Genomic DNA, 21,962 nt, shown 5'->3' with positions numbered 1-21,962 from the left:
CGCGTCCGGAACCCGACCGTGGCGGCCGGGCGCCCGCCGACCGACCTGTCGGGGTGCTGGTGCTCCCGGGCTGGTAGCAATCTCGGGGAGATCGCCCGGAAGGCGGACCAGCGGATCCCGGGTGCCGCCGAGCCGTCATCCCCGGGCGTCCGGTTGGGCTCGCCGACACCGAGCGGATGATCGCGGGCGTCGGTCGGGCTCGCCGGGACCGGGGCGCAGCGCGCCCTGCCGGGCCGAGTTGTCCGGTCGGGGTGATCGGGATTAGGTTGCCGGACAGTACGCCAACCGGGTCGGGCGACATCCGACCGACCCACGGCCTCCAGAGGTGCGCATGCCAGGGCTGTTCTCGGTCGAGGACAAGGCGGTGCTGGTCACCGGCGGTACCCGGGGGATCGGTCTGATGATCGCCCGAGGATTTGTCGAGGCCGGCGCTCAGGTGATCATCTCGTCCCGCAAGGCGGACGTCTGCGCCGAGGTCGCCGAGCAGCTCTCCGAGGTCGGACGCTGCGTGGCGATCCCGGCGGATCTCTCCAGCGCGGCCGGGGCGGCCCGGCTCGCCGAGCAGGTCCTGGCCCGGGTGCCCGCGCTGGACGTTCTGGTCAACAACGCCGGTGCGACCTGGGGGGCACCGCTGGAGGCGTACCCGGAGAGCGCCTTCGACAAGCTCTGGGCGGTGAACGTCAAGGCGGTGTTCCAGCTGACCACCGCCCTGCTGCCCGCGCTGCGCGCCTCGGCCAGCGCCGACGACCCGGCCCGCGTGATCAACATCGGCTCGATCGACGGCATCCGGGTGCCCTGGATGGAGGTGTACGCCTACTCGGCCACCAAGGCGGCGGTGCACATGCTGACCCGGAGCCTGGCCCACCAGCTGTCTCCGGAGCACATCACGGTGAACGCGATCGCGCCCGGCCCGTTCGAGAGCAAGATGATGGCGTTCGCGCTGGACGACCCGGCGACCCGGGCGACGATCGAGCATCAGGTGCCGCTCGGCCGGATCGGTCGGCCCGACGACATGGCAGGTGCCGCGATCTATCTGGCGTCCCGGGCCGGGGCGTACCTCACCGGAGCGGTCATTCCGGTCGACGGCGGCATCACCACGCATGGTTGACCACTGCGGGGTCGATCAGCACAGACCCGCGCATACGCCGCGCGGACCTCGGCAGGGTCCGCGCGGCGTGGCGTTCCGGCGACGTGACGTGCCCGCGAGGCCGTCGCGGGGACGATCAGCGACCGGCCAGCAGTCGGTTGACCGCCGTGTCGACGTCGAGGTGGTCTCCTTCCCTGCCCCGGGGGACCACCACGTACGTCCGGCGCAGGAACCTGACCAGGACGCTGCGCGGCACCTCGAACAGTGCGTTACCGTCCGGTGATGAGAGCGCGAGCGCGACGAAGTCGCCTCGGGGCGTGGCCCAGGGCCAGACCCGGACGTCGCCGATCCCGGCCGGCTCATCGAGACCGGTGACGAGCAGTTCCCGCGCGAAGGACCAGCTGACCGCTTCGCCCCCGGCGGATTCCGCATGGAACAGGACATGGACCGCATACGGGTCGGCTGGGTCGTAGCGCAGGCTGGCGCGCACGGGCAGAGCCGTGGCGTCAGGTGCAACGAGCCTTAACGACGTCTCGACCTCGACCGTGGTCGGTCGGATGACACTCATGGACGTTCTCCCCCCGGCACCGCTGCGGGACGTATGTGTCCCGCCTTTCCCATCCTCAGCTGCTACTCATGGTTACGCTCCGCCATACGCTGATATCACCCAGTAGTGGGAGATGGCTTCCTAGTCACCGATCGAAATCGAATCTTTATGTAGGATGTCCAGTTCTGCCCAGGTACTCGATCCCACCCGACGCCGGATGGTTCAGCCGTCGACTCACTCCGGTAACGTCCAGTCGTCCTGTTGAGTGACGGGCGGGGCGACACTGGGGGTTGAAATGGCTACGAATCCATCCTCAATGGAGAAATCGGCTCTGCTCGGCGCGTCAGGGATGAACGGGGTCGGCGCCGGAGTCCGCTCCGGTGTTTCGGGGGCGGTCGAAGAGCGGAGGTACGACGTGCCGGAGAACGAGCGCGTCTCACCGGGGGAGCGGCCCGGACCTGCGACGGAGTCATCTACCTGCACCAGCGCGGCGGTGCCGCTCGAGCCGTTGGTGACGCAGACCCGGTGGCAACGGGTGCGCCGGACGCTGGAGATCATCCGGGCCAATCCGTCCGGCCGGATCGCGTTGAAGGTTTTCGTGGCGGTCGCGGGTGCGATCGTCGTCACACTCGGTCTCGTGTTGATTCCGCTACCGGGCCCCGGCTGGCTGATCGTGATCGGTGGGCTGGGTATCTGGGCGGTGGAGTTCCTCTGGGCCAAACGGCTACTCGGCTTCACCCGTCGACACGTACAGAGCTGGGCAAGTTGGGTACGGGAACAGTCCCTGTTGGTCCGGATCGTCCTCGGGTCGGTCGGGCTGGTGTTCGTGGCGATGGTGGTCTGGCTGTCGGTAAGGGCGAGCCTCGGCATCGACCTCGTCGCCGGGTTCCTGCACTACATCGCGACGCACTGACCCCGAAGTCGCGCAGGCTCCGGCCAATCGGGTACAGTCGTCCGCGCTGAGGGCGATTAGCTCAGCGGGAGAGCGCTTCGTTCACACCGAAGAGGTCACTGGTTCGATCCCAGTATCGCCCACCACAGTTGGCAGTGCGCGAACGGCGTGTTCGCTGTCGGAGAGGGCTGGTCCGTCGAGGGCCAGCCCTACGTGGTTGCTGGTAGTAGGGAGTTCGAAGATCGGCCGCAGGGCTCGGCGCTGGCCCGGTGGATGTCGCAGCCGGCACCGGTGCCGTACCGGACGCGGCTCCAGCAGGTGTAATAGGGCGGTAGCTGGTGCTGCGGTCGGACGCGTACGCCGCCCGCCTTGCCAAACCGTCGCAGACGAACATGAGCACGTCGGCGACCTCCACGAGTTGGAAATGCCGTGGGGCAGTCCCCCCGAGCCTGGCCCCGCGATACCGCTCACCTCAGCGTGCTTGCCGCCCCGGCCGAACGCGGACAAGGGCTCACGCGTCGTCGCCACCACAGCCGTCGCCGCCGCACCAGAAGCGTCTGCTACCCCCGTGCGGGGCTCGCCCAGCGGCATCACGACGAGTGGCCCGAGCAGGTCCACTTCAGCGAATTGGCTCCCTGGCGGCCAGCCGCTCGGCCTCAGAACTCGGCGATCAGGTCGACCAGTTCCTCGTACCCGGAGGGCGCCGGCATGACCACTGGGCGGCCGAGGCGGGCGGCGAGGTCGGCGCGTCTCCGGGCGGCCTGGTCCGGCGTCATGCCACCGGCCATCGCGACCACGCCGACCACGACGGCGCGGCGTTGGTGGCTGGAGAGCCGTTCCAGCAGGTCGATCTCGTCGGCGACATCGGCGATGCGGCGGTCGAAGTAGGCCATCCGGCTCCGCTCCAGGTCGTGGCAGAAGACCAGGAGGTTCGGTGCGGCGCCGTGCAACAGGGCCAGGCTGACCCCGGAGTACGCGGGATGCAGTATCGAGCCCTGTCCCTCCACCAGGATGTACCGGGCGCCGCCTCGGGCCGCCTCGAGCACCATGCTCTCGGTGACTCCGGCGGCGAAGTCGGACTTGACCGCATCGACCGCCGCCCCGTCGCCGGCGATGTACATCGCGGTCTGGCCGGTGGCGACGAAGCTGGCCGCCGCCCCGCGCGTACGCAGGCCCCGCCACAGCTCCAGCGCGGTGGTCATCTTGCCCGCGGCGCAGTCCGAGCCGACGGTGAGCAGGACCGTGGTCTCCAGCTTGGCCGCCGCTCCGGTGGCGACCAGCTCCGGCACCTGCCGGTGGCGGAGCTCGACGATGCGGTGGGCGCTCCCGGTCAGTTCGGGGTGCTCGGTGAGCCGGGTGTGCAGGCCACTGACGATCCACATGTCACGCTTCGCGGCGTCGGCGATGACGGAGACCATGTGGGACGTGGCCTCGCCGCCGGGCGGTGCCGCACCGATGACCAGCTCCCGAGCGCCGATCTGGTATGCCTCCGCGACGGTGGGCACTATGGGCAGGTTCCGGCCCGCGTAGGGCAGCAGGTCCGTCAGGCGCCGGCCGGCGTACCGGTCGTCGACCACGGCGACGATGTTGTCGCAGAACCGCAGGATTCCGTGCCCCGTCTTGGCGTCCAGCTCAACGAGGCGACCGAACGTGGCCACGGCGGCCGGCGCACGGTTCATCGAGTCGCTCCCGGCTGACCCGCCCGGTCGGGGCAGCGCACCAAACGGCGGTTCAGTTCGCGCGCCTGCGCCTCGGCCGCCGGTGTCACGACCGCGTGCTCGCCGACCAGGAGGTCGCCCGGGCCGGACCGCGTGGCCTCGCGGACGATCGGCGCGGTCACCACGCGGAGCCGGGAGAGGTCCACGCCGTCGGTCGCCGGCGCCGCGGACGCGGCAGGTCCGCTCGGGGTGAGGGGCGCCGGCTGCCGCGCGGCGAAGTGCCAGCGGCGCCACGCCTCGAACGGGTCGGCCACCGTGCCCGCAGGCCCGCCGGGGTGCGACGTCGACGGGTCAGGGGTCGTCGGCAGGGCTCGCAACGACCGGGCGATGGCCGAATCCGGGGAGTCGGAATCCTCCATGGTGCCCCGGTTGAACTTGTCGTAGGCCGCCAGGTCGAAGAATCCGTGCCCGGTCAGGCAGAACACGAGCACCCGCTCCTCGCTGCGGTGGGTGCGGGCCAACTCGACCACCGCCGCGATCGAATGGGCCGCCTCCGGCGCCGGCACGAGGCCCTCGGCCCGCGCGAAGAGCGCGGCCGAACGGAAGACCTCCAGCTGCGGGTAGGCGACAGCGCGCCCCAGCCCCATGTTGATGAGCTTGCTCACCTGCGGTGCCAGCCCGTGGTATCGCAGGCCGCCGGAGTGGATGCCGGGGGCCGCGAACTCGTGACCAAGCGTGTACATCTTGGACAGGGGAGTCAGCTTCGCGCTGTCGCCGTGGTCGTAGGCGTACACACCGCGGGTCACCTTGGGCACGGCGTTGGACTCGACCGCCACCAGGTCCAGGCCGCGCCCACCGGGCCGCACCTGGTCCACGAAGGGAAAGACCAGACCGGCGTAGCTGCTGCCACCGCCGATACAAGACACGAGCACGTCCGGCTGGATTCCCTCGGCGTCGAGCTGGGCGCGCAGCTCCTGCCCAATCACCGTCTGGTGCAGGCAGACGAAGTTGAACGCGCTGCCGATGCCATACGCGGCCGCCTCGTCCTGCCGCGCGGCCTCGACCGCCTCGCCGATCGCCAGGCCCAGGCTGCCTGTCGCCGCCGTGTCGTCGGCGCCGTTCGCACGGCCGACCTCGGTCAGCCGAGAGGGGCTGCGGTGCACCCGCGAGCCGAACGTCTCCATCAGGGTCCGGCGGGCGGGCTTCGAGTCGTAGCTGCCACCGACCATGAACACCGAGCAGTTCAGCCCGAAGAAGGACGAGCCCATGCTGATCGCACTGCCCCACTGGCCGGCGCCGGTCTCCGCGAAGACCCGCTTCCGTCCGGCCCGGTGGGTGTAGTACGCCTGGGCGACGCCGGAGTTCGCTTTGTGGCTACCGATCGGCGAGCTGCCCTCGTACTTGTAGTAGATCCGGCACCGGGTGTTCAGCGCCTGCTCCAGTCCGCGCGCCCGGACCAGGGGCGTGGGCCGCCAGCGCGCGTACATCTCGAGGATCGGTTCGGGTATCGGCACCAGCCGGCGTGGGTGGTGCAGCTCCTGCTCCACCAGCTCCGGCGCGAACAACTCGGTCAGGGCCGAGGTGCCGACCCGCTGGCCGCTCGCCGAATCGACGTACGACTCGTCCAGCTCCGGCAGGTCCGCGACGACGTCGTACCATTGCTGCGGGATGCTGACCGCGCCGGTCATTCGCCCGACCGGGTGAAGCCGATGGCCTGCGCGGTCGCCCGGTGCGGGCTGGCGATCACGTTGACGCTGATCACTTCCCCGTGCCGCGCAGCGGCCTCCGCGCCCGCGTCCACCGCGGCCTTCACCGAGGCGACGTCGCCCCGGAGGATCACCGTGATGTACGCCGATCCGATCTGTTCCAGCTTCACCACCTCGACCTCCGCGGCCTTGACCATGGCGTCCATGCCCGCAATCGCGGCGGTGAGTCCCTTTGTCTCCAGCGTGCCCAATGCGTTGTCGCCGAGACGCGGTCCACCGGGCTGGTACTCGCGGTCGTCTTCGCCGCCACGTCCGCCTTGGCGCTCGGCATGCCGATGGTCGCATTCGCGGCCACCCGCCGCGGCCAGGACAGCTTCCCGCTCATCCAACGGTTCGTCGTCACTCCATTGCTGCTCTTCGGCGGCGCGCTGTTTCCGGTTGACGGTCTTCCCGTCTGGGTCGCCGCGGTGGTTCAGGCCACGCCGCTGTGGCACGGTATCGAGCTGTGCCGGGGCGCGGTGCTCTCCACGCTGGGTGGCTGGGCGACTGCTGGACACCTGGCGTACCTGTCGGCGTGGGTTGGGGCCGGCATCCTCGCCAGCGCGCAAACGTTCAGACGGCGATTGGAAGCGTGATGGGCGTCCAAGCTCTGCACCTGCTAGAGCGCAAGGGCTTGTGGGTCCGTCACGCCTGGCCGATTGTCGTCAGCGGCGCCACCGAGCCGCTGTTGTACCTCGCCGCCGCCGCTGTCGGGATTGGGCAGTTCGTCGGCGACATCAGCGTGGACGGGCAGGTGATGCCCTACATCGACTTCGTCGGTCCGGGACTGCTGGCGGCGACGGCCATGAGTGGCGCGGTCTTCGACACGACCATCGACGTCCTGTGGCGGCTGCGCTTCAGCCGCACGTACGATTCCATCCTGAGCGCGCCCATGTCCCCGACCGACGTCGTGGTCGGCGAGGTGAGCGCGGGTGCCCTGCGCGGCACCCTCAATGCCGTCCTCTTCCTTGTCGTACTGGCCGCTTTCGGCGCGGTTCCCTCGGCATGGGGTCTCATGGCCATCCCGGTCGGGGCGCTGACGGCACTGATGTTCGCGTCTCTGGGCATGGCTTTCACGACCTTTCTCCGCAGCTTCTCGGCGTTCGAGTGGCTGCCGACCGTCACCACGACGCTGTTCCTGTTCTCTGCCACCTTCTTCCCGGTGTCCGCATACGGCTCCGCGAGCAGCCTGGTCCAGCTCTCACCGCTCTACCACGCGGTCGCCCTCATGCGGTCGTCGATGGCCGGCACGATACGGCTCGCGGATGCCGGCCACACCGCGGTGCTGGTGTTGCTCACGGCCGCCGGGCTGTGGATCGCGTCGCGCCGGTTGGCCTCGCTGCTTCTCCGCTGACGTCGGAGCACTCTCCTGGTGCGAGTGCCCGACGGTCAGCGTCCGCTGCTATGACCGGGCCTTCTCCAGATAGACCAGCTCAACCGACTCGCTGACCCTGCGCCTGGCAAACGCGGCGTAGCCAAGATGCTCGTACAGTGCGAGGTTGCGGGTGCTCGCGGCGCCGGTGAAGAGCTCGAACCTGGCCACCCCCGGCGGCGCGGCCTGCTCCGCGGCCCGAAGCAGCATCGTGCCGATCCCTCTGCCCTGGACGTCCGGCGCGACGATCAAGCGACCGATATGTCCGGTCTCCCGCTCGACCGTCAGTCGCACCGCCCCGACGATGCGCTGCATGCGGGTTGCCACGAGCACTGCCTTGGCGGCGACCACAGCAGCCAACTCGGCCAACGACTCGACCAACGGCGGGAGGAAGGGATCCTGATAGGTCTGCGCCTCCGCCAGGTACGCCGCTCGCTGCAGTGTCAGGATCTCGCCCGCGTCATCGACATTCGCCAAGCGGACGCGCGCCGCCGCGATACCCTCGCGGGGCTCTCGTATATCGGTCACAACCCATAGGATACCGCCAATACGACGCCATTGTGCCGTTTCAGGAGAGGGCGGAGACGTGTTCGCCCGGCGTTGCCGCCCATGCGCGTACAGCACCGGGGCGTACCACATGAAAGATCTCCCATACCATCATGACGGCGCCTCGTGGGGGAAGATCGCGTTAGAGTGCGCGCCGTGGAAGGAATGGTGTGGTTGCTGCTGTGCCCGTGTTTGTTCTTCGTTCTGCTCCTCTTCGTCGCGGTCGTGATCCTCTGGTTCCAGACCAAGCCGGGGCGCCGGTAACCGCCGGTGACAGGTCGAGCAGGGCGTGTGCCGCCCAGCGAACCGGTGTTCCGGCTCGGCCGTCAGCCGGTAGGGCCACCACCGCGCCCGCCGCGGGCCGGGCTGGTCCACCGGCCGCCGTGCCGGTGGTCGCCGGCGACCCGCAGCGGTACGGTGACCGGCGCCGGACCGTCCGGCCAACTCACCGCCTCGCTCACCCGCTCAGCCGTTCACCGCTCCGCGCACCCGTTCACCACTTCGCTCACCCGCTCACCCGCTCACCACTCGGCGAAGGTGCCGTCGTCGTGTCGCCAGACCGGATTGCGCCAGGCGTGCCCGTGCCGGTCGGCGGCGCGCACGGCCCGCTCGTCGACGGTGATGCCGAGTCCGGGAGCCTCCGGCCGGCGCAGGTGACCGTCGACGAACCGGAACGGCTCCCGGTCCAGCACGTAGTCGAGCAGTTCCGAGCCGGAGTGGTAGTGGATGCCGATGCTCTGCTCCTGGATCAGGAAGTTCGGCGTCGCGAAGGCGACCTGGAGGCTGGCGGCGAGCGAGATCGGCCCGAGTGGGCAGTGCGGGGCCAGCACCGCGCCGTACGTCTCGGCCATTGTGGCGATCCGGCGTACCTCGGAGATGCCCCCGGCGTGTGAGAGGTCGGGCTGCACCACCGCGACGCCCGCGCGCAGCGGGCCGAGGAACTCGTGCCGGGCGAAGAGTCGCTCGCCGGTCGCGATCGGCACCGGCGAGGCGGCGACGAGATCGCCGAGCAGGTGGTGGTGCTCGGGCAGCACCGGTTCCTCCACGAAGAGCGGCCGCAGCGGTGCGAGTTCCGGCAGGATGCGGCGGGCCGCCGCCGGGCTCGCCCGGCCGTGCAGGTCCAGCGCGATGTCCCGGTCGTCGCCGAGCACCTCCCGGGCGGCGGCGACCCGGCGCAGCATGGCGGCCACCTCGGCGGCACTGGGAATGGCGGCGAGTACGCCGGAGGCGTTCATCTTGATCGCTGTCATGCCGGCCTCGATCTGCGCGGCGGCGGCGTCGGCGAGTTCGGCTGGCTCGTCGCCACCGATCCAGGAGTAGATCCGGACCCGCTCCCGGACCGGCCCGCCGAGCAGCGCATGCACCGGGGCCCCGTACGCCTGGCCGGCGATGTCCCAGAGTGCCTGGTCGAGGCCGGCGACGGCACTGGAGAGCACGGGGCCGCCCCGGTAGAAACCGCCCTTGGTGAGGATCTGCCAGTGCTGTTCGATCCGCAGCGGATCCTCGCCGAGCAGATACTCGGAGAGCACCTCGACGGCGGCGCGGACCACCTCGGCCCGCCCCTCCACCACCGGCTCACCCCAGCCGACCAGCCCTTCGTCGGTCTCCACCCGGCAGAAGAGCCACCGGGGCGGGACAAGGAAGGTCTCGATTCGGACGATCTTCACTGGACGCCTCCCTGTGATGGCTCGGCCGGTACGCCACCCGCGAGCGGCCCGGCCGGTGCCCGCGCGCCGGAACCGGTGGCGCTCACCCGCGCTCGTCCGGGTGCCGGCGTAGCTTCTGGACGTCCCGGATGGCCTTCTCCAGCAGGTCGCGCATGGCCTGCTCGGCGCCGGTCGCGTCGGTTCGCCGGATCGCCTCCACCACCGCACGGTGGCTGGGTACGGGATCGTCGTCGGGTGCCCCGCCGTGCACCAGGCGGTCCCGTTCGGCGAGTCCGGTCTCCATCACCACCTCCATGCGCTGCAGCAGCTCGTTGTGGGTGGCGGCCAGCAGTGCACGGTGGAAGGCCAGGTCGGCGCGGACGGCGGTGACCGGGTCGGTGGCGGCGGACATCTCGGCCAGCGCCTCGTCGAGGGCGGCCAGGTCGGCTCCGGTGGCGCGGGTGGCGGCGAGCCGCGCGGCGGCCGGCTCGACGATGGTACGGACCTCGTGCAGCTGGTCGAGGAGGTGCTGGCCGGCGCCCTCGGCGAACCGCCAGCGGATCATGTCACCGTCGAGCAGGTGCCAGTCCGCCCGGGGGCGCACGAACGTGCCCCGCTTCTGCCGGGCGTCCACGATGCCCTTTGCGGTGAGGACCTTCAGCGCCTCGCGCAACGCGGTGAGGCTGACGTCGAGCTCCTGCTGCAGCGCGGCCAGGTTCAGGGTGGCACCCTCGGGGATCTCCCCGGCGAGGATGCGCCGGGCGAGGACGTCGACGGTCTGACCGTGAACGCCGCGGCGTGCGAAGTGTGCCAATGCTTCCCGTGCCTTCTCTTTGGTTCGACCTCGTTGGTTCGACGGTGCTCTGGGTCAGGCGGAGGCTTTCACCGCGCTCCAACCGCCATCCACCACCAGGGTGGTACCGGTGACGTAGCCGGCGTCCGGCGAGGCGAGAAAGGCGATGGCCGCCGCCACCTCCTCCGGGGTGCCGAACCGACCGGCCACGGTCTCCGCGACGCTGCGCTGCCGGTCCACCTCGGACACCCTGTCCCAGGCGGCGGTGAGGATCGGGCCGGGCAGGACGGTGTTGACCCGCACCTCGGGGCCGTACTCGACGGCGAGCTGGCGGCCGAGCGCGACCAGACCGCCCTTGGCGGCGGCGTAGGCGGGGTGCCCGGGCAGCCCGACCATCGCGTGCACGGAGGAGACCAGGACGGCCGCGCCACCGCCGGCGCGCAGGTCGGCCAGGCAGGCCTTGAGGCCGAGGAAGGTCCCGGTGAGGCTCACCGCGAGCTGCCGGTCCCAGGACTGCCGGCTGGTCTCGTGGGCCGGGGCGACCTCGCTGAAGTAGGCGTTGCTGACCAGGATGTCCACCGGGCCGTACCGATCATGGAGTGTGGTTACCGCGCCGGCCCAGTCGGTCTCGTCGGAGACGTCGGCGACGATCGGGTGGGCCCGGCCACCGGCCTCGACGATCTCCTCGGCGACCTGGTCCGCCGACCGTACGTCGACCAGTCCGATCGTCGCGCCCTCGTCGGCAAGCCGCCGGGCAGTGGCCGCGCCGATGCCGCCGTAGGCCCCGGTGACCAGGGCAACCTTGCCGTCCAGTCGGCCCGTTCGCTGACTCGCCATCCGGCACCGTCCCGCCGATGAAAACATTAATTACGAAGAAATCTTGGCAGCCGCGATCCCCGGGTGCAACCTTCTGGATCGACCCGTTCAGCTGAGTTGATACACCCGGGACCTACCCGAGGGATACACCCGGGATCCGCCACCGGCTCGATGAGGGGAGGGACGAGCAGGGTGCCCCGCTCGGCGGGACGCCCAGCCCGGCGCTCAAGATCTGGATCAGCTGCCGGTCCAGGTCGGTGCGTGGCGGCACGTACTCCGGCGCCGTCCCCGTCGCGTCCCGGGAGACGTCGCGGTCACCGTGCCGTCTCCATCGCGACCCGGGCGGCCCGGACGCTGATCTGCGGTGTGGTGACCAGCAACCCGAGAGCCCGCTCGAAGTCGTCGGCCAGCCGGGCGACGCCGTGCGCCGTGAACATCCGGGGGTTGTACATCACCCGGACCACGAACGAGGTGTACGGCTCCATCGTCCAGAGGAAGTCCACCGGCATCACCGGCTGCTCCGCGACCACCTCCGGCGGCAGCACCATCCGCTGGTAGCGCACGGTCGCGCGGTCGTCGGCGAACTCCGGGATCGGCTGGCAGAGCTGGATCGGTGTCGGTACCACGACGCTGCTGTCGAAGGCCGAGGCGGCGATGTTCGGCAGCGCCCCCAGCACCCGGATCAGGGGTACGTCGTTGGTCTGCGCGGCGATTCCCGCCCGGTGCACCCGGGCGACCACCGTCGCGAGGGTCTGCTCGGCCGGCATCCCGAGCCGGAGCACGTGGCCGTTGACGAAGAACCCGGCGGTGTCCCACTGCTGCCGGCCCCGACCCGCCCCGAGCACCGGAATGGCGATCTCGCTGCCGCCGGTCCGCGCGGTGAGGCTGAGCGCGTACGCGGTGAGCAGCAGGGTGAAGAAGGAGGTCCGGGCGGTACGGGCGGCCCGGCGTACCTCCTGCACCATCCGGTCTGGCAGCTCGAAGGTGTGCAGGGCGCGTACCCCGCCGGTGCCGTCGACCGGGCGGGGGTGGTCCGCCGGGATGCCTACCACCGGCAGATCGCCGAGGGTCCGTTCCCAGTACGGCAGCGCCGCCCGGATCTGCTTCTCCCGCTCGGCGGAGCGGTCGGCGAGCGCGCACTCGACGTACTGCGGCAGCGGTGTGCGGTCCGGGGGCTCGCCGCGCAGCCGGCGCTCGTACCCGGCCATCACGTCACGGATGGCGAGCTGCATCGTCCAGCCGTCGGCCGCGGTACGGTGGATCACCAGCACCAGCGCCGAGGCGTCGTACCCGAACCGGACCAGGTACGCCGAGAGCAGCGGCACCCGGTCGCTGGGCTGCCCGTCGGCCAGGGCCTTGGCGGTGATCCGGGCCACCTCCGCGTCCCGGTCCTGCGGGTCGATCCCGTTCCGGTCGAGGACCGTGAGCGGTACGCCAGCGGGCGGGCGTACCCGCTGGAACGGAAAGCCCTCCTCGCGCACCACGACGGTACGCAGCGCGCCCTGCCGCCGCACCACGTCGTCGAGCGCCTGGCGCAGCACGTCGACGTCGACCGGTCCGGTGAGCCGGTGTGCGCACCAGTTGACGGAGCTCGGGCCGAACACGCTGCCGCCCCCGCGCATGGCGAACGCGGCCAGCAGCTGCTGCGGGTACGACATCGGGGCCTGGGTGGCGGCACCGTCGCGTTCGCTCGGTGGAGCCACCACTACGTTCCGCGAGGTCATGCCGGACCCGCCGTCAACACCATCGGCTTCCCATCGTCGGGACCCCTCGCTGCGGGATCTGTGCTGCGGAAATCAGGCACTCGGTCCGCGCCTGGTGGCCGACGGAGGCCAGATCGAGTCGGGCCGCGAACGTGGTCGAGGCGGCGACCCGGTGCCCGGCGAGCCGGTGCGGCAGCGCGGCACCGACCACCCCGGACGCGCCGGTGAGCAGGATCGACGTCATCCGGTACCTCCTCGGGTGGGCGACATCGCGGGTGGGCGTCGGAGCGTGCCACCGCGCAGACCGGCGCCGACGCGGACCCGCGGTGTGCGGCCGGAGGGCCCGCCCAGGCGCCGTCGCCCCGATCGCGCCCCGTCCGCATCACCTAGCAAAGGACGGTGCGGCCGGAGGCACCAGGTCTGACGCCGTTCGGAGCTGTTCGGACCAGTGCCGAATGGGTTTGAACGGGTAGGTCGGGCTTCGGTGGACGCCGCGCCCGCCGGTCCGCGGTCTGACCGGCTTGACGTCGCAGGAGGGAGTCAGCGCAGCGGTGCGGGCCGGATCTCCGGCGGTGCCGGTTCGACCAGGAAGACCTGACCGACGTGCTTCGGATCGCATGGCAACTGGAGCAGCTCGGCCCACTCGGTCCGCACGTCGTCGACCGTGACGCAGAGTCCGCTGTGTACCAGCCGGAGCCGGAAACCCGGCCGGGGCGTCTCGACCGGGTCCAGGTGGAACTGCTCCCCGGCCCCGTCCTGGCCGCAGTAGTCGTCCTCGACCCGGGCGCCCACCTCTCGGCTGCCCTCCCGGATGCCCATGCAACCGGGCCCGAACTTCGGGTGGTTGGTCCGGATCAGATAGCGGGTGCCGTCGGTGGCGGCAATCGGGGCACCCAGGCTCCGTGCCGGGAACGCCTCGGCGCAGCTCGCCTGGAAGATCTGTCCGCTGTCGCGATCGACCCGTTCCGAGAGGCAGAGCCCGGATTGCGCCACCCGGATCCGGGTCGGGCCCTGCCCGCCGGCCATCTGGGTACCCGGATCGGCACTGCCGGCCGGAACGGATCGCTCGGTCACGGTCGGATCGGGCCGGGCGGTAGCCTCCCGGTCGGCCGCTCGGGACAGCCACCATCCGGCGAGGACGGCGACGATCGCGACCACCGCACCGGTCGTGGCGGCCAGCAGCAGCGGGCCGAGCCGGGGTCGCCGGTCGGGCGGCCCGGCCGGCTCCGGCTCGACCGCCGGTGGCGCCGCGGCGGCGTCCACGAGACGCCGACGTGCCGCCAGCCACCGGTCCACGGACTCCGGGCTCTCGCCGCAGGCCCGGGTCAACGCCCGGACCAACTCCTCGCGCGGCAGGGTGTTGCGGCCCAGCATGGTGGCGACGGTGCTCGCCGGCAGGTTGTCACCGGCGGACCGGGCCAACCGCTCGATCCGCCGGAAGCTCAACCCTGACCGGTCGCGCAGCTGTCGGAGCAGTCCGACGAGGTCGGCCGGCGTCTCGGCAACGTCGGGGTTGACGTCGTCGGTGCCATCGGGCATCGGAAGTTACCTCCGGCGGACGGTCCCATGCGGTCACCGGCCGGACGGGCGACCGGTGCGGAACGGATGCGGACCGGAGCCTCGACACAGCACCGATCGGCGATCGGCGACATGTTAGCGCGCAGCCACCGCCCCGCCTTGCCGTGCCGCGACTCCCCGCGCCGTTGTGGCCCGCACCGGCGAGCGGCCATACTGACAGCCTTCCGGGGTCGGGGGATCGCCGACTCCCGAAGGCGGCCAGCACGGCGAGGTCCAGGGAGAGCCGGGCCCCGGAAAGAGGTGGGGCTCCGGAGAGGTCGGCGACGAGCACAGGAGGTGACGGCATCAGCGCCCGCAGGGTTCTCTTCGTCGGCGGCAGCGGGATCATCAGCTCCGCCTCCACCCGGCTCGCCGTCGAGCGAGGGATCGAGCTCACGGTGCTCAACCGGGGGACCACCACCCGACGACCACTGCCGGCCGGGGTCACCGTGCTCCGGGCCGACATCCGCGACCCGGACTCGGTCCGGGCCGCGCTGGGCACCCGGGAGTTCGACGCGGTGGTCGACTGGATCGCCTTCACCGCGGCACAGGTGCGGACCAGCATGGAGCTGTTCCGGGACCGGACCGGCCAGTACGTCTTCATCAGCTCCGCGTCGGCCTACCAGACCCCGCCGGCCCGGCTGCCGATCGTGGAGTCGACTCCGCTGCGCAACCCGTACTGGCGGTATTCGCGGGACAAGATCGCCTGCGAGGACCTGCTCGTCCGGGCGTACCGCGAGGATGGGTTCCCGGCCACGATCGTGCGCCCGTCGCACACCTACGATCGGACGCTGGTGCCGTTCGACGGCGGCTGGACGGTGGTCGACCGGATGCGTCGGGGCAGGGAGATCGTCGTACACGGCGACGGCACGTCACTGTGGACACTCACCCACCATGCGGATTTCGCCCGGGGCTTCGTGCCGTTGCTCGGGCATCCCGCCGCGATCGGGGACGCCTTCCACATCACCTCCGACGAGGTACTCAGCTGGAACCAGATCGCCGATGCGCTGGCGGCGGCGGCCGGGGTACGGGCCCGGATCGTGCACGTGCCGTCGGACGCGATCGCGGCGGCGGATCCGGAGTGGGGTGCCGCGTTGCTCGGCGACAAGACGCACTCGATGGTCTTCGACAACAGCAAGCTGCGCCGGCTGGTGCCGGACTTCGTGGCGACCGTTCCGTTCGCACAGGGCGCCCGGGAAATCGTCGACTGGCACGACGCCGACCCGACCCGACAGCGGGTCGACGCCCGCCTCGACGCGCTGTACGACCGCCTGGTCGCGCGGTACCGGATCCGCGACCTGGTCCCAGCCGGCTCGGAGGACTAACCGCGGAGCCCCGGGGGCTCGGGGAAATGAGGTGCTCGGTGCTCCCGGCGCCTGCCAGGCTGCGCGGCATGGACGTTCGTCTTGAGCCTTGGTCGGAAGCCGCGCTCGATCTCCTGCGCCGGATCAACACACCCCAGATGCGTCGACACGTCGGCGGTCCCGAGCCGGAGGAACAACTGCTTGCCCGGCACCGGCGATACCTTGCCATGCCGGCAACCGGCCGCGGCTGCATGTTCGCCGTACTGCTCGGCGACGAGATGGTCGGCAGCATCGCCTACCACCGGCGTGAGTGGCAGGGCGAGCAGATCTACGAGACCGGCTGGAACGTCCTTCCGTCCTACCAGGGCCGAGGCATCGCCACCGCGGCCGGCACGGCCCTGATCACGACTGTCCGGGAGGCTGCCCGTCAGTCCGACGCGCCCCACAGCCTGCACGCTTTCCCCTCAATCGAGAACGTGGCCTCCAACGCACTCTGCCGCCGCCTTGGCTTCACTCTCCTCGGCCCCTGCAACTTCGAGTACCCGCCGGGCAGCGGCTCCCTGATGCACAGCAACAACTGGCGCATCGACCTCGCCAACCCCGATCCGCCGGCCGTCACGCGCCGGTGACTCCGCCACCGGCCCTAGCCGCGGGGCACGGTGGCCAGCCGGATCCGGACCAGCAGGTCGTGCAGGGCAGGTTCCGCGGTCGGCCGCTCGGGCAGCCGGGACTCCTGCTGCGCCTCGTCCAGCGCGGCGTGCAGCGCCGTGATGTCGGTGTCCAGCCGATCGGCTGCGGGCGCGTCGGTGACCCCGGTGAGCAGATCGTGCTCGGCGGCCGCCTTGGCCGCAATCAGTGTGCCGAGGTAGCCCGGCGCCTCGGCCAGCTCCGTCGCCAGGGTCGGCAGGTGGGCCACCAGCCTGCCTGTCCGCATCAGGTGGATGCCGGTGAGCAGCGTCCGGAAGGTGTAGAGCAGCGGCTTCAGCTCTCCGGTGACGTCGAAGAGCCGGCGTTGGGTGTGCGCGAAGCCCCGATAGTGGTGTGCGTGGTGCCGGGTGAGGCAGGCCGGCGCCAGCGCCACCAGTTCGGCGTGCGCGTCCCCGGTGACCACGACGAGCGGGGAGAGGAGCTGTTCCAGGACGTACCCGTTGCGCCGCAGCAGCAGGTGGCCGAACTTCGCCGCGTCGTGGGTGACCAGGTCAATCTCGACACCGTCCCGGGTCCAGCTCCGGTCCACGGTGGACGGCCCGTGACGTAGTCCGACCACTTCGGCGGCTGGTAGCAGGTGGGCACCGCGCAGGTCGACGTCGGAATCCCGGGACGGGAAGCCGTAGAGGTGGGCCCCGGAGACGGTGGCGAAGAGCAGCGGATAGGGCTGGTCGGCCACGACGTCGCGCAGGCTGGCCGGCTCCAACCGGGTCAGGTCGGCTACCCGGGCGCTCCGCGTTGCGCCGGCGTTACCGAGAGGTTCGGAGCGGGTCAACGGAGTGCCTCCCGGGCGCTGCGGGCGCGTACCGAGTAGAGCCAGGCGTCGACCCGGGCCGTGTCGGGCATCGCCGGCAGCGGGGTGTGCGTCAGGGCGTCGTCCAGGTCGGCGTGCAGGACCAGCCGCCAGCGCTCCACCTCGGACCACGGGATCTCGCCCCGGCGTACCGCCAGCAGCCGTTCGCGGTGCGGCCCCACGTCGAGGTCCAGCCGGCCGTGCCGGAGCAGGTCACCGGCGGCGATCAGCAGCCGGAGCAGGTGCATGACGTGTTTCCATCGGGGCTCGCCCCGCTGCCGCAGGTCCGCCTCCAGCTTCTTGAACTGGCTGAGCACATATCCGGAATAGGTCTGGTAGGTGAGCTGGGACAGGAACGCCGGGCGCAGTTCGAGGAGTTCCGCGCCGACCGGGGTGACGGTGAGCACCGTGCGGGAGTGCAGCACCTCCAGCAGGTTGGGGTTCGCCTTCAGGGCCAGCTCGCAGAAGCGCTCCACCTCCCAGGAGAACCGCTCCGGCCCGGGCCCGTCCAGGTGGCTCGGCGGCTTGGTCAGCGACCAGAAGGCGGCCGACGGCGCGGCGTAGACGCCCCGGACGTCAGTGTCGGACTCCTCGGTGGCCAGGCCGAAGGCGCGGGAGCCGACCACGGCGGCGTAGATGGTGTGCCGGGCGACCAGGCCGGGGCCGTCGACGGCCGCCGTCCCCGCCTCGACCGCCAGGTTCTGCTGGTACGCCCTGCGCAGCGCGAGCCGCCCGCGCGGGCAGTGCAGCCGCCGCCCGTCGCTGAGCTGGACCAGGTAGTCGTCGCGGGCCGGGTCGTAGCCGAGCACCCGGCCGGTGGCGCCGCGCTGCACCCGGGTTCCCGCCAGGTCGGTGGCGCTCTCCCGCAGCACCACCTGGGTCCCGTCGGGTAACCGGGGGGCCGTCGGTCGCGTGGACATGAGGGACATCCTTCCGTACCGCCAGGGTGGCCCGGCCCGGCGGCCCGCAGGTTCCGCCCGCACCGCGGTGCACGCCGGCACCGACCGCCCCAGCCGGGCCGGGGGCGGTGGGCCCCGGATCCGGTCTGTCGTACCCGGCGGCGACAATCGGGTGATGTTCCTCGCCACGCGGCCCGGCAGGGCCGGACGCTGCCGGCCTCCGACCGGCCCAGTGGGTACGCTCGCTACCGGCGTGGGGCCCGCCCCGGCGCCCAGCCCCGCCGACCAGCGGCGCACGACCGGCAACTCTGGGAGTTCACCCCGTTGACTGCACAGCCTGAGATCCTGTACGGGGCCGACGACCTGACCCACCTCGAGGGTCTGGACGCGGTCCGGAAGCGGCCCGGCATGTACATCGGGTCGACCGACAGCCGTGGCGTGGGTCACCTGTTCAACGAGATCGTGGACAACTCCACCGACGAGGGCGTCGCCGGCCACGCGACCCGGGTGGAGGTCACCCTGCACGCCGACGGCTCGGTGCAGGTCGACGACGACGGCCGGGGAATCCCGACAGACGTGCACGCCAAGTCCGGGCTTTCCGGGGTCGAACTGGTGCTGACCCGGCTGCACGCGGGCGGCAAGTTCGGCAACTCCGGCTACAAGACCTCCGGCGGCCTGCACGGGGTGGGCGCCTCGGCGGTCAACGCCCTCTCCCGGCGGTTCGACGTGACGGTGCGCCGGGACGGCAAGATCCACCAGATGTCGTTCCAGCACGGTGTGCCGGGAATGTTCGACGGTCCCGGTGCCGGCGCGTCCTTCGCCGCCCACCCCGGGCTGCGCCTGCTGGGCAAGATGAAGCGGGGCGAGCGGACCGGCACCTCGATCCGTTACTGGCACGACGGGCGCTACTTCGAGAGCGGTGCCGCCCTCGACGTCGAGGCGGTCCGCACCAAGCTGCGGCACACCGCGTTCCTGGTGCCGGGCGTGACCTACGTGCTGCGGGACGCCACCGGCGGGGCGATCAGCGCCGAGACGTTCCACTTCCCGAACGGCTTGGCCGACATGGTCGACTACCTGGCTCCGGCCGCCGAGAAGCCGGTCTCCGGCACCCTGCTGATCACCGGTGAGGGCACCTACCGGGAGAACGCCGCCGACGCCAACGGGGTGATGCGCAGCAACGTCGAGCGCCGGGCCGAGGTCGAGGTGGCGTTCCGCTGGGGCACCGGCTACGAGCGGACCGTCGAGTGCTTCACCAACACCATTCGGAACGTGCACGGCGGCACCCACCGCCGGGGCTTCGAGCGGGGCGCCACCCGGGCGCTGGTCGACGCGGTCCGCAACGCACGCGGCCTGCTCAAGGCGAAGGAGGACGCGCCGGTCCTGGACGACATCCTCGAGGGCCTCACCGCCGTCGTGCACGTCCGGATCCCGGAGCCGCAGTTCACCTCGCAGACCAAGGACGAGCTCTCCACCGCCCCGGTGACCAGGGTGGTGCAGACAGTCGTCGAGCAGCACATCCGGGCCTGGCTGGAGGACCGCCGGACCCGGACCGAGGCGCGTACGGTGCTGCAGAAGATCGTCGACGCGGCCCGGGTGCGGCTGACCCAGAAGCAGCAGAAGGACGCCGCCCGGCGCAAGACCGCGCTGGAGGGCGCGGCGATGCCGCCGAAGCTGGTCGACTGTCGCTCCACCGGGGTCGAGCGCAGCGAGCTGTTCATCGTCGAGGGGGACAGTGCGCTCGGCACCGCCCGGATGGCCCGCTCCTCGGAATACCAGGCGCTGCTGCCGATCCGGGGCAAGATCCTCAACGTGCAGAAGGCCAGCCTCCAGCAGGTGCTGGACAACGCCGAGTGCTCGGCGATCATCCAGGTGCTCGGGGCGGGTTCCGGGCGTACCTTCGACCTGGCCTCGCTGCGGTACGGCCGCGTCCTGATCATGGCGGACGCGGACGTGGACGGTTCGCACATCCGTACCCTGCTGATCACGCTCTTCGCCAAGTACATGCGGCCGGTGATCGAAGCGGGCCGGCTCTACGCCGCCGTGCCGCCGCTGCACAAGATCGGCACCAGGGGCAAGAACCCGGAGACCCACTACACCTACACCCAGGCCGAGATGGTCGCCACGGTGGCCCGGCTGGAGAAGGCGAGGAAGCAGGTGGTGACGCCGATTCCCCGGTTCAAGGGGCTCGGCGAGATGGACGCCGACGAGCTGTGGGACACCACGATGAACCCGGCCAGCCGGATCGTCCGGCGGATCACCATGGACGACGCCGAGGCGGCCGAGCAGGTTCTCGAACTGCTGATGGGCGAGAAGGTCGAGCCCCGGAAGAACTGGCTGATCGACTCGGCGAACCGGGTCGACCAGGAGGCGATCGACGCCTGAGCCGCCGGGCGCGGACAGGCACGCGGAATCGACAGCGGCCGGGGCACCGGCCGGGCGAGGGAAGAGAGCGCGGTACGTCATGGCACGCCGTACGGGTAAGGGACCCAAGGTCGACCTGTCCGCCTTCGACCAGGCGGGGGCCCGGGTCCTCGACAACCCACTGGCCACCGAGGTCGAGGACTCCTACCTGGAGTACGCCTTCTCGGTGATCCACTCCCGTGCGCTGCCCGACGCCCGGGACGGGCTCAAGCCGGTGCACCGGCGGATTCTCTACTCGATGAACGAGCAGGGGCACCGGCCCGACCGGGCACACGTGAAGTCGGCCCGGGTCATTGGTGATTGTTTCGTCCGAGGCACCCTGGTATCCACTCCGACGGGCCTTCGTCCGATCGAAAGTATCGATGTTGGTGACGATGTCCTGGACGGGCAGGGACAGCCTGTGCCGGTGACGGCGGTCTACGAGAATCCAGGCTCGGGTTTGGTACGGGTCACCTGGACCAACGGTCATTCGATGCTCGTTACGCCGGGGCAGCGATTTCGGACGGTCGACGAGGATGACCTGTTCGCCAGGTGGACAGATGCCCGGGATCTGACAGGCCGACTGACCGTCGCGTACGGCAGGAGTCGCCACGAGCACCTGGCGGCGGAGGGTGGCGACTTCTACGACTATGTCCGTGGCCTTGTCGTGGCCGAGGGGTTTCCCGTCGACCGGTCCCGGCCCGGCGACGGCAGAGTCCGGATGCACATGTGTGACGTCGAGCCATTGGACGCCGCTCACGGTTGGGCAATCGCGAACGGACTGAACGCCTCGCGTGGTAAGCGCGAGGCAAAAAAAGCCAACCACCGCGATCAACACATCCTGACCTTCAGTCGGCACGAGGGGCTGCTGGACGTCGCGATGCCGCTAAGTAACGAGAAGAGGGTTCCAGCGGACGTGCTTGACAGGCGCCTCGCCTGGATACCGTTCCTCGCGGGCCTGTTCGACGGCGACGGATATGTACGTAAGCGTCATCGCGAGATCGTTCTCGTCAGCACCAGTGAGGTGCTGATACGGCAGGTCTATTCGATGCTTGCCGACTTTGGGCTGCATGGGCAGCACTGGTCGTCGGGCGGTCGGGGCCGGCAGAGGTACCTCTTCGGGCTGTCCGTCTCCGGGCGGGACGCCGCAGTGCTCGCTTCGGCGATGCTGCGCTGGGTGCGAATCGGATACAAGCAGGAAGAACTGCGGCGCGTTACGGCCGTTTCATACGCATACGGCGGGAAGCGGGGGAATGACCGCCTGCCGCTCCGCGCTGTCATGGCTGAGTTCTCCGCAGCGCACCTTGGCGGCGGATGGTTCCGGGACGAAAATGGGGTCGCGTTCCGTTCGTCTCTGTCGTCGGGCGGTGGCACCCGGGTGCGATACGGCAGGGATAGTCGAGGCGTTCCGCTCGAAGAGCGTTCCGTTCCACTCTGGCGGGCGGAACGGGACGGCTGGGTTCGACGACTCCACCGTATAGGATCGCCGCTTGCGC

21 protein-coding genes, 1 tRNA gene and 2 pseudogenes are annotated in these 21,962 nt (G+C 70.8%); 10 read left to right on the top strand and 14 right to left on the bottom strand.

Features of this window, described 5'->3' with window-relative positions; translation table 11 throughout:
• Positions 1-331 precede the first annotated feature (331 nt).
• Positions 332-1,108, top strand: a complete 777-nt coding sequence (locus ABNF97_RS16990) for a glucose 1-dehydrogenase (RefSeq protein WP_130463842.1) — start codon at positions 332-334, stop codon at positions 1,106-1,108.
• A 115-nt stretch (positions 1,109-1,223) separates the two neighbouring features.
• On the opposite strand, the gene ABNF97_RS16985 is transcribed toward ABNF97_RS16990, so the two are convergent.
• Positions 1,224-1,655: an SsgA family sporulation/cell division regulator gene (locus ABNF97_RS16985; protein WP_101365276.1), complete on the bottom strand. Its 432-nt coding sequence runs from the start codon at positions 1,653-1,655 to the stop codon at positions 1,224-1,226.
• Positions 1,656-1,983: 328 nt separating this feature from the next.
• Here ABNF97_RS16985 and ABNF97_RS16980 point away from each other — a divergent pair, with 328 nt between their 5' ends.
• Together ABNF97_RS16980 and ABNF97_RS16975 are read left to right on the top strand one after the other, a co-directional pair.
• On the top strand, positions 1,984-2,547 hold the full coding sequence (locus ABNF97_RS16980) for a TIGR02611 family protein (protein ID WP_130466135.1): 564 nt from the start codon (positions 1,984-1,986) through the stop codon (positions 2,545-2,547).
• A 50-nt stretch (positions 2,548-2,597) separates the two neighbouring features.
• Positions 2,598-2,672: transfer RNA gene (locus tag ABNF97_RS16975), tRNA-Val, on the top strand.
• Between the two features lie 510 nt (positions 2,673-3,182).
• Here ABNF97_RS16975 and ABNF97_RS16970 read toward each other — a convergent pair.
• Genes ABNF97_RS16970 through ABNF97_RS16960 form a run of 3 tightly spaced genes read right to left on the bottom strand, consistent with a single transcriptional unit; the run spans position 3,183 to position 6,141 of the window.
• Positions 3,183-4,205 carry a DUF1611 domain-containing protein gene (locus ABNF97_RS16970; RefSeq protein WP_349339093.1) on the bottom strand — a complete coding sequence of 341 codons (1,023 nt, stop codon included), beginning with the start codon at positions 4,203-4,205 and terminating at the stop codon, positions 3,183-3,185.
• The gene (locus ABNF97_RS16965) at positions 4,202-5,872 is read right to left on the bottom strand and encodes a TrpB-like pyridoxal phosphate-dependent enzyme (protein WP_349339092.1); all 1,671 of its coding nucleotides are present in this window, start codon (positions 5,870-5,872) and stop codon (positions 4,202-4,204) included. The genes ABNF97_RS16970 and ABNF97_RS16965 overlap by 4 nt, the downstream gene beginning before the upstream one ends.
• Positions 5,869-6,141, bottom strand: coding sequence for a BMC domain-containing protein (locus ABNF97_RS16960; protein WP_349339106.1), 273 nt, complete (start codon positions 6,139-6,141; stop codon positions 5,869-5,871). Before ABNF97_RS16960 ends, ABNF97_RS16965 begins: the two co-directional genes overlap by 4 nt.
• 78 nt (positions 6,142-6,219) lie before the next feature.
• On the opposite strand from ABNF97_RS16960, the gene ABNF97_RS34180 reads away from it, so the two are divergent.
• Both ABNF97_RS34180 and ABNF97_RS16955 read left to right on the top strand, forming a co-directional pair.
• Complete coding sequence (locus tag ABNF97_RS34180; protein ID WP_502930497.1) at positions 6,220-6,525, top strand: ABC transporter permease; 306 nt, start codon at positions 6,220-6,222, stop codon at positions 6,523-6,525.
• The gene (locus ABNF97_RS16955; protein WP_349339091.1) at positions 6,525-7,283 is read left to right on the top strand and encodes an ABC transporter permease; all 759 of its coding nucleotides are present in this window, start codon (positions 6,525-6,527) and stop codon (positions 7,281-7,283) included. The genes ABNF97_RS34180 and ABNF97_RS16955 overlap by 1 nt, the downstream gene beginning before the upstream one ends.
• A gap of 48 nt (positions 7,284-7,331) precedes the next feature.
• On the opposite strand, the gene ABNF97_RS16950 is transcribed toward ABNF97_RS16955, so the two are convergent.
• From ABNF97_RS16950 to ABNF97_RS16915, 8 genes are all read right to left on the bottom strand, one after another.
• On the bottom strand, positions 7,332-7,820 hold the full coding sequence (locus ABNF97_RS16950; protein WP_486484960.1) for a GNAT family N-acetyltransferase: 489 nt from the start codon (positions 7,818-7,820) through the stop codon (positions 7,332-7,334).
• A gap of 353 nt (positions 7,821-8,173) precedes the next feature.
• Complete coding sequence (locus tag ABNF97_RS16945; RefSeq protein WP_349339089.1) at positions 8,174-8,308, bottom strand: hypothetical protein; 135 nt, start codon at positions 8,306-8,308, stop codon at positions 8,174-8,176.
• A 60-nt stretch (positions 8,309-8,368) separates the two neighbouring features.
• Positions 8,369-9,514, bottom strand: a complete 1,146-nt coding sequence (dgoD, locus tag ABNF97_RS16940) for a galactonate dehydratase (protein ID WP_349339088.1) — start codon at positions 9,512-9,514, stop codon at positions 8,369-8,371.
• Positions 9,515-9,596: 82 nt separating this feature from the next.
• A complete protein-coding gene (locus ABNF97_RS16935; RefSeq protein ID WP_130463799.1) occupies positions 9,597-10,307 on the bottom strand; it encodes an FCD domain-containing protein in 711 nt (236 codons plus the stop codon).
• 54 nt (positions 10,308-10,361) lie between these two features.
• Entirely contained in the window at positions 10,362-11,123 is a 762-nt protein-coding gene (locus ABNF97_RS16930) for an SDR family NAD(P)-dependent oxidoreductase (RefSeq protein WP_349339087.1), read from the bottom strand.
• 293 nt (positions 11,124-11,416) lie between these two features.
• A complete protein-coding gene (locus tag ABNF97_RS16925; RefSeq protein ID WP_349339086.1) occupies positions 11,417-12,805 on the bottom strand; it encodes a condensation domain-containing protein in 1,389 nt (462 codons plus the stop codon).
• Positions 12,806-12,839: 34 nt separating this feature from the next.
• Entirely contained in the window at positions 12,840-13,049 is a 210-nt protein-coding gene (locus ABNF97_RS16920) for a hypothetical protein (protein ID WP_349339085.1), read from the bottom strand.
• A gap of 296 nt (positions 13,050-13,345) precedes the next feature.
• Positions 13,346-14,344 (bottom strand): helix-turn-helix domain-containing protein, encoded by a 999-nt coding sequence (locus tag ABNF97_RS16915; RefSeq protein WP_349339084.1) that lies wholly within the window; start codon positions 14,342-14,344, stop codon positions 13,346-13,348.
• A gap of 323 nt (positions 14,345-14,667) precedes the next feature.
• Here ABNF97_RS16915 and ABNF97_RS16910 point away from each other — a divergent pair, with 323 nt between their 5' ends.
• On the top strand, positions 14,668-15,687 hold the full coding sequence (locus ABNF97_RS16910) for an NAD-dependent epimerase/dehydratase family protein (RefSeq protein ID WP_130466133.1): 1,020 nt from the start codon (positions 14,668-14,670) through the stop codon (positions 15,685-15,687).
• 68 nt (positions 15,688-15,755) lie between these two features.
• Complete coding sequence (locus ABNF97_RS16905) at positions 15,756-16,295, top strand: GNAT family N-acetyltransferase (protein ID WP_349339083.1); 540 nt, start codon at positions 15,756-15,758, stop codon at positions 16,293-16,295.
• Positions 16,296-16,309: 14 nt separating this feature from the next.
• Here ABNF97_RS16905 and ABNF97_RS16900 read toward each other — a convergent pair whose 3' ends face one another.
• Both ABNF97_RS16900 and ABNF97_RS16895 read right to left on the bottom strand, forming a co-directional pair.
• Positions 16,310-17,089 (bottom strand): nucleotidyltransferase domain-containing protein, encoded by a 780-nt coding sequence (locus ABNF97_RS16900; RefSeq protein ID WP_349339105.1) that lies wholly within the window; start codon positions 17,087-17,089, stop codon positions 16,310-16,312.
• A 56-nt stretch (positions 17,090-17,145) separates the two neighbouring features.
• The gene (locus ABNF97_RS16895) at positions 17,146-18,087 is read right to left on the bottom strand and encodes a nucleotidyltransferase domain-containing protein (protein ID WP_349339082.1); all 942 of its coding nucleotides are present in this window, start codon (positions 18,085-18,087) and stop codon (positions 17,146-17,148) included.
• Between the two features lie 303 nt (positions 18,088-18,390).
• Here ABNF97_RS16895 and ABNF97_RS16890 point away from each other — a divergent pair, with 303 nt between their 5' ends.
• The 3 genes and pseudogenes from ABNF97_RS16890 to ABNF97_RS16880 form a co-directional block, all read left to right on the top strand.
• Entirely contained in the window at positions 18,391-20,448 is a 2,058-nt protein-coding gene (locus tag ABNF97_RS16890) for a toprim domain-containing protein (protein ID WP_130463792.1), read from the top strand.
• A 79-nt stretch (positions 20,449-20,527) separates the two neighbouring features.
• Positions 20,528-20,788: pseudogene (locus ABNF97_RS16885) on the top strand (DNA gyrase subunit A); the annotation flags it as partial.
• A gap of 171 nt (positions 20,789-20,959) precedes the next feature.
• Positions 20,960-21,574: pseudogene (locus ABNF97_RS16880) on the top strand (LAGLIDADG family homing endonuclease); the annotation flags it as partial.
• Positions 21,575-21,962 lie beyond the last annotated feature (388 nt).

Origin of the sequence: Plantactinospora sp. B6F1 (genome assembly GCF_040120695.1) — a bacterium.
Lineage (GTDB): Bacteria > Actinomycetota > Actinomycetes > Mycobacteriales > Micromonosporaceae > Plantactinospora.
Note: the sequence above shows the minus strand (reverse complement) of the source record. Positions and strands in the feature narration are given on the sequence as shown.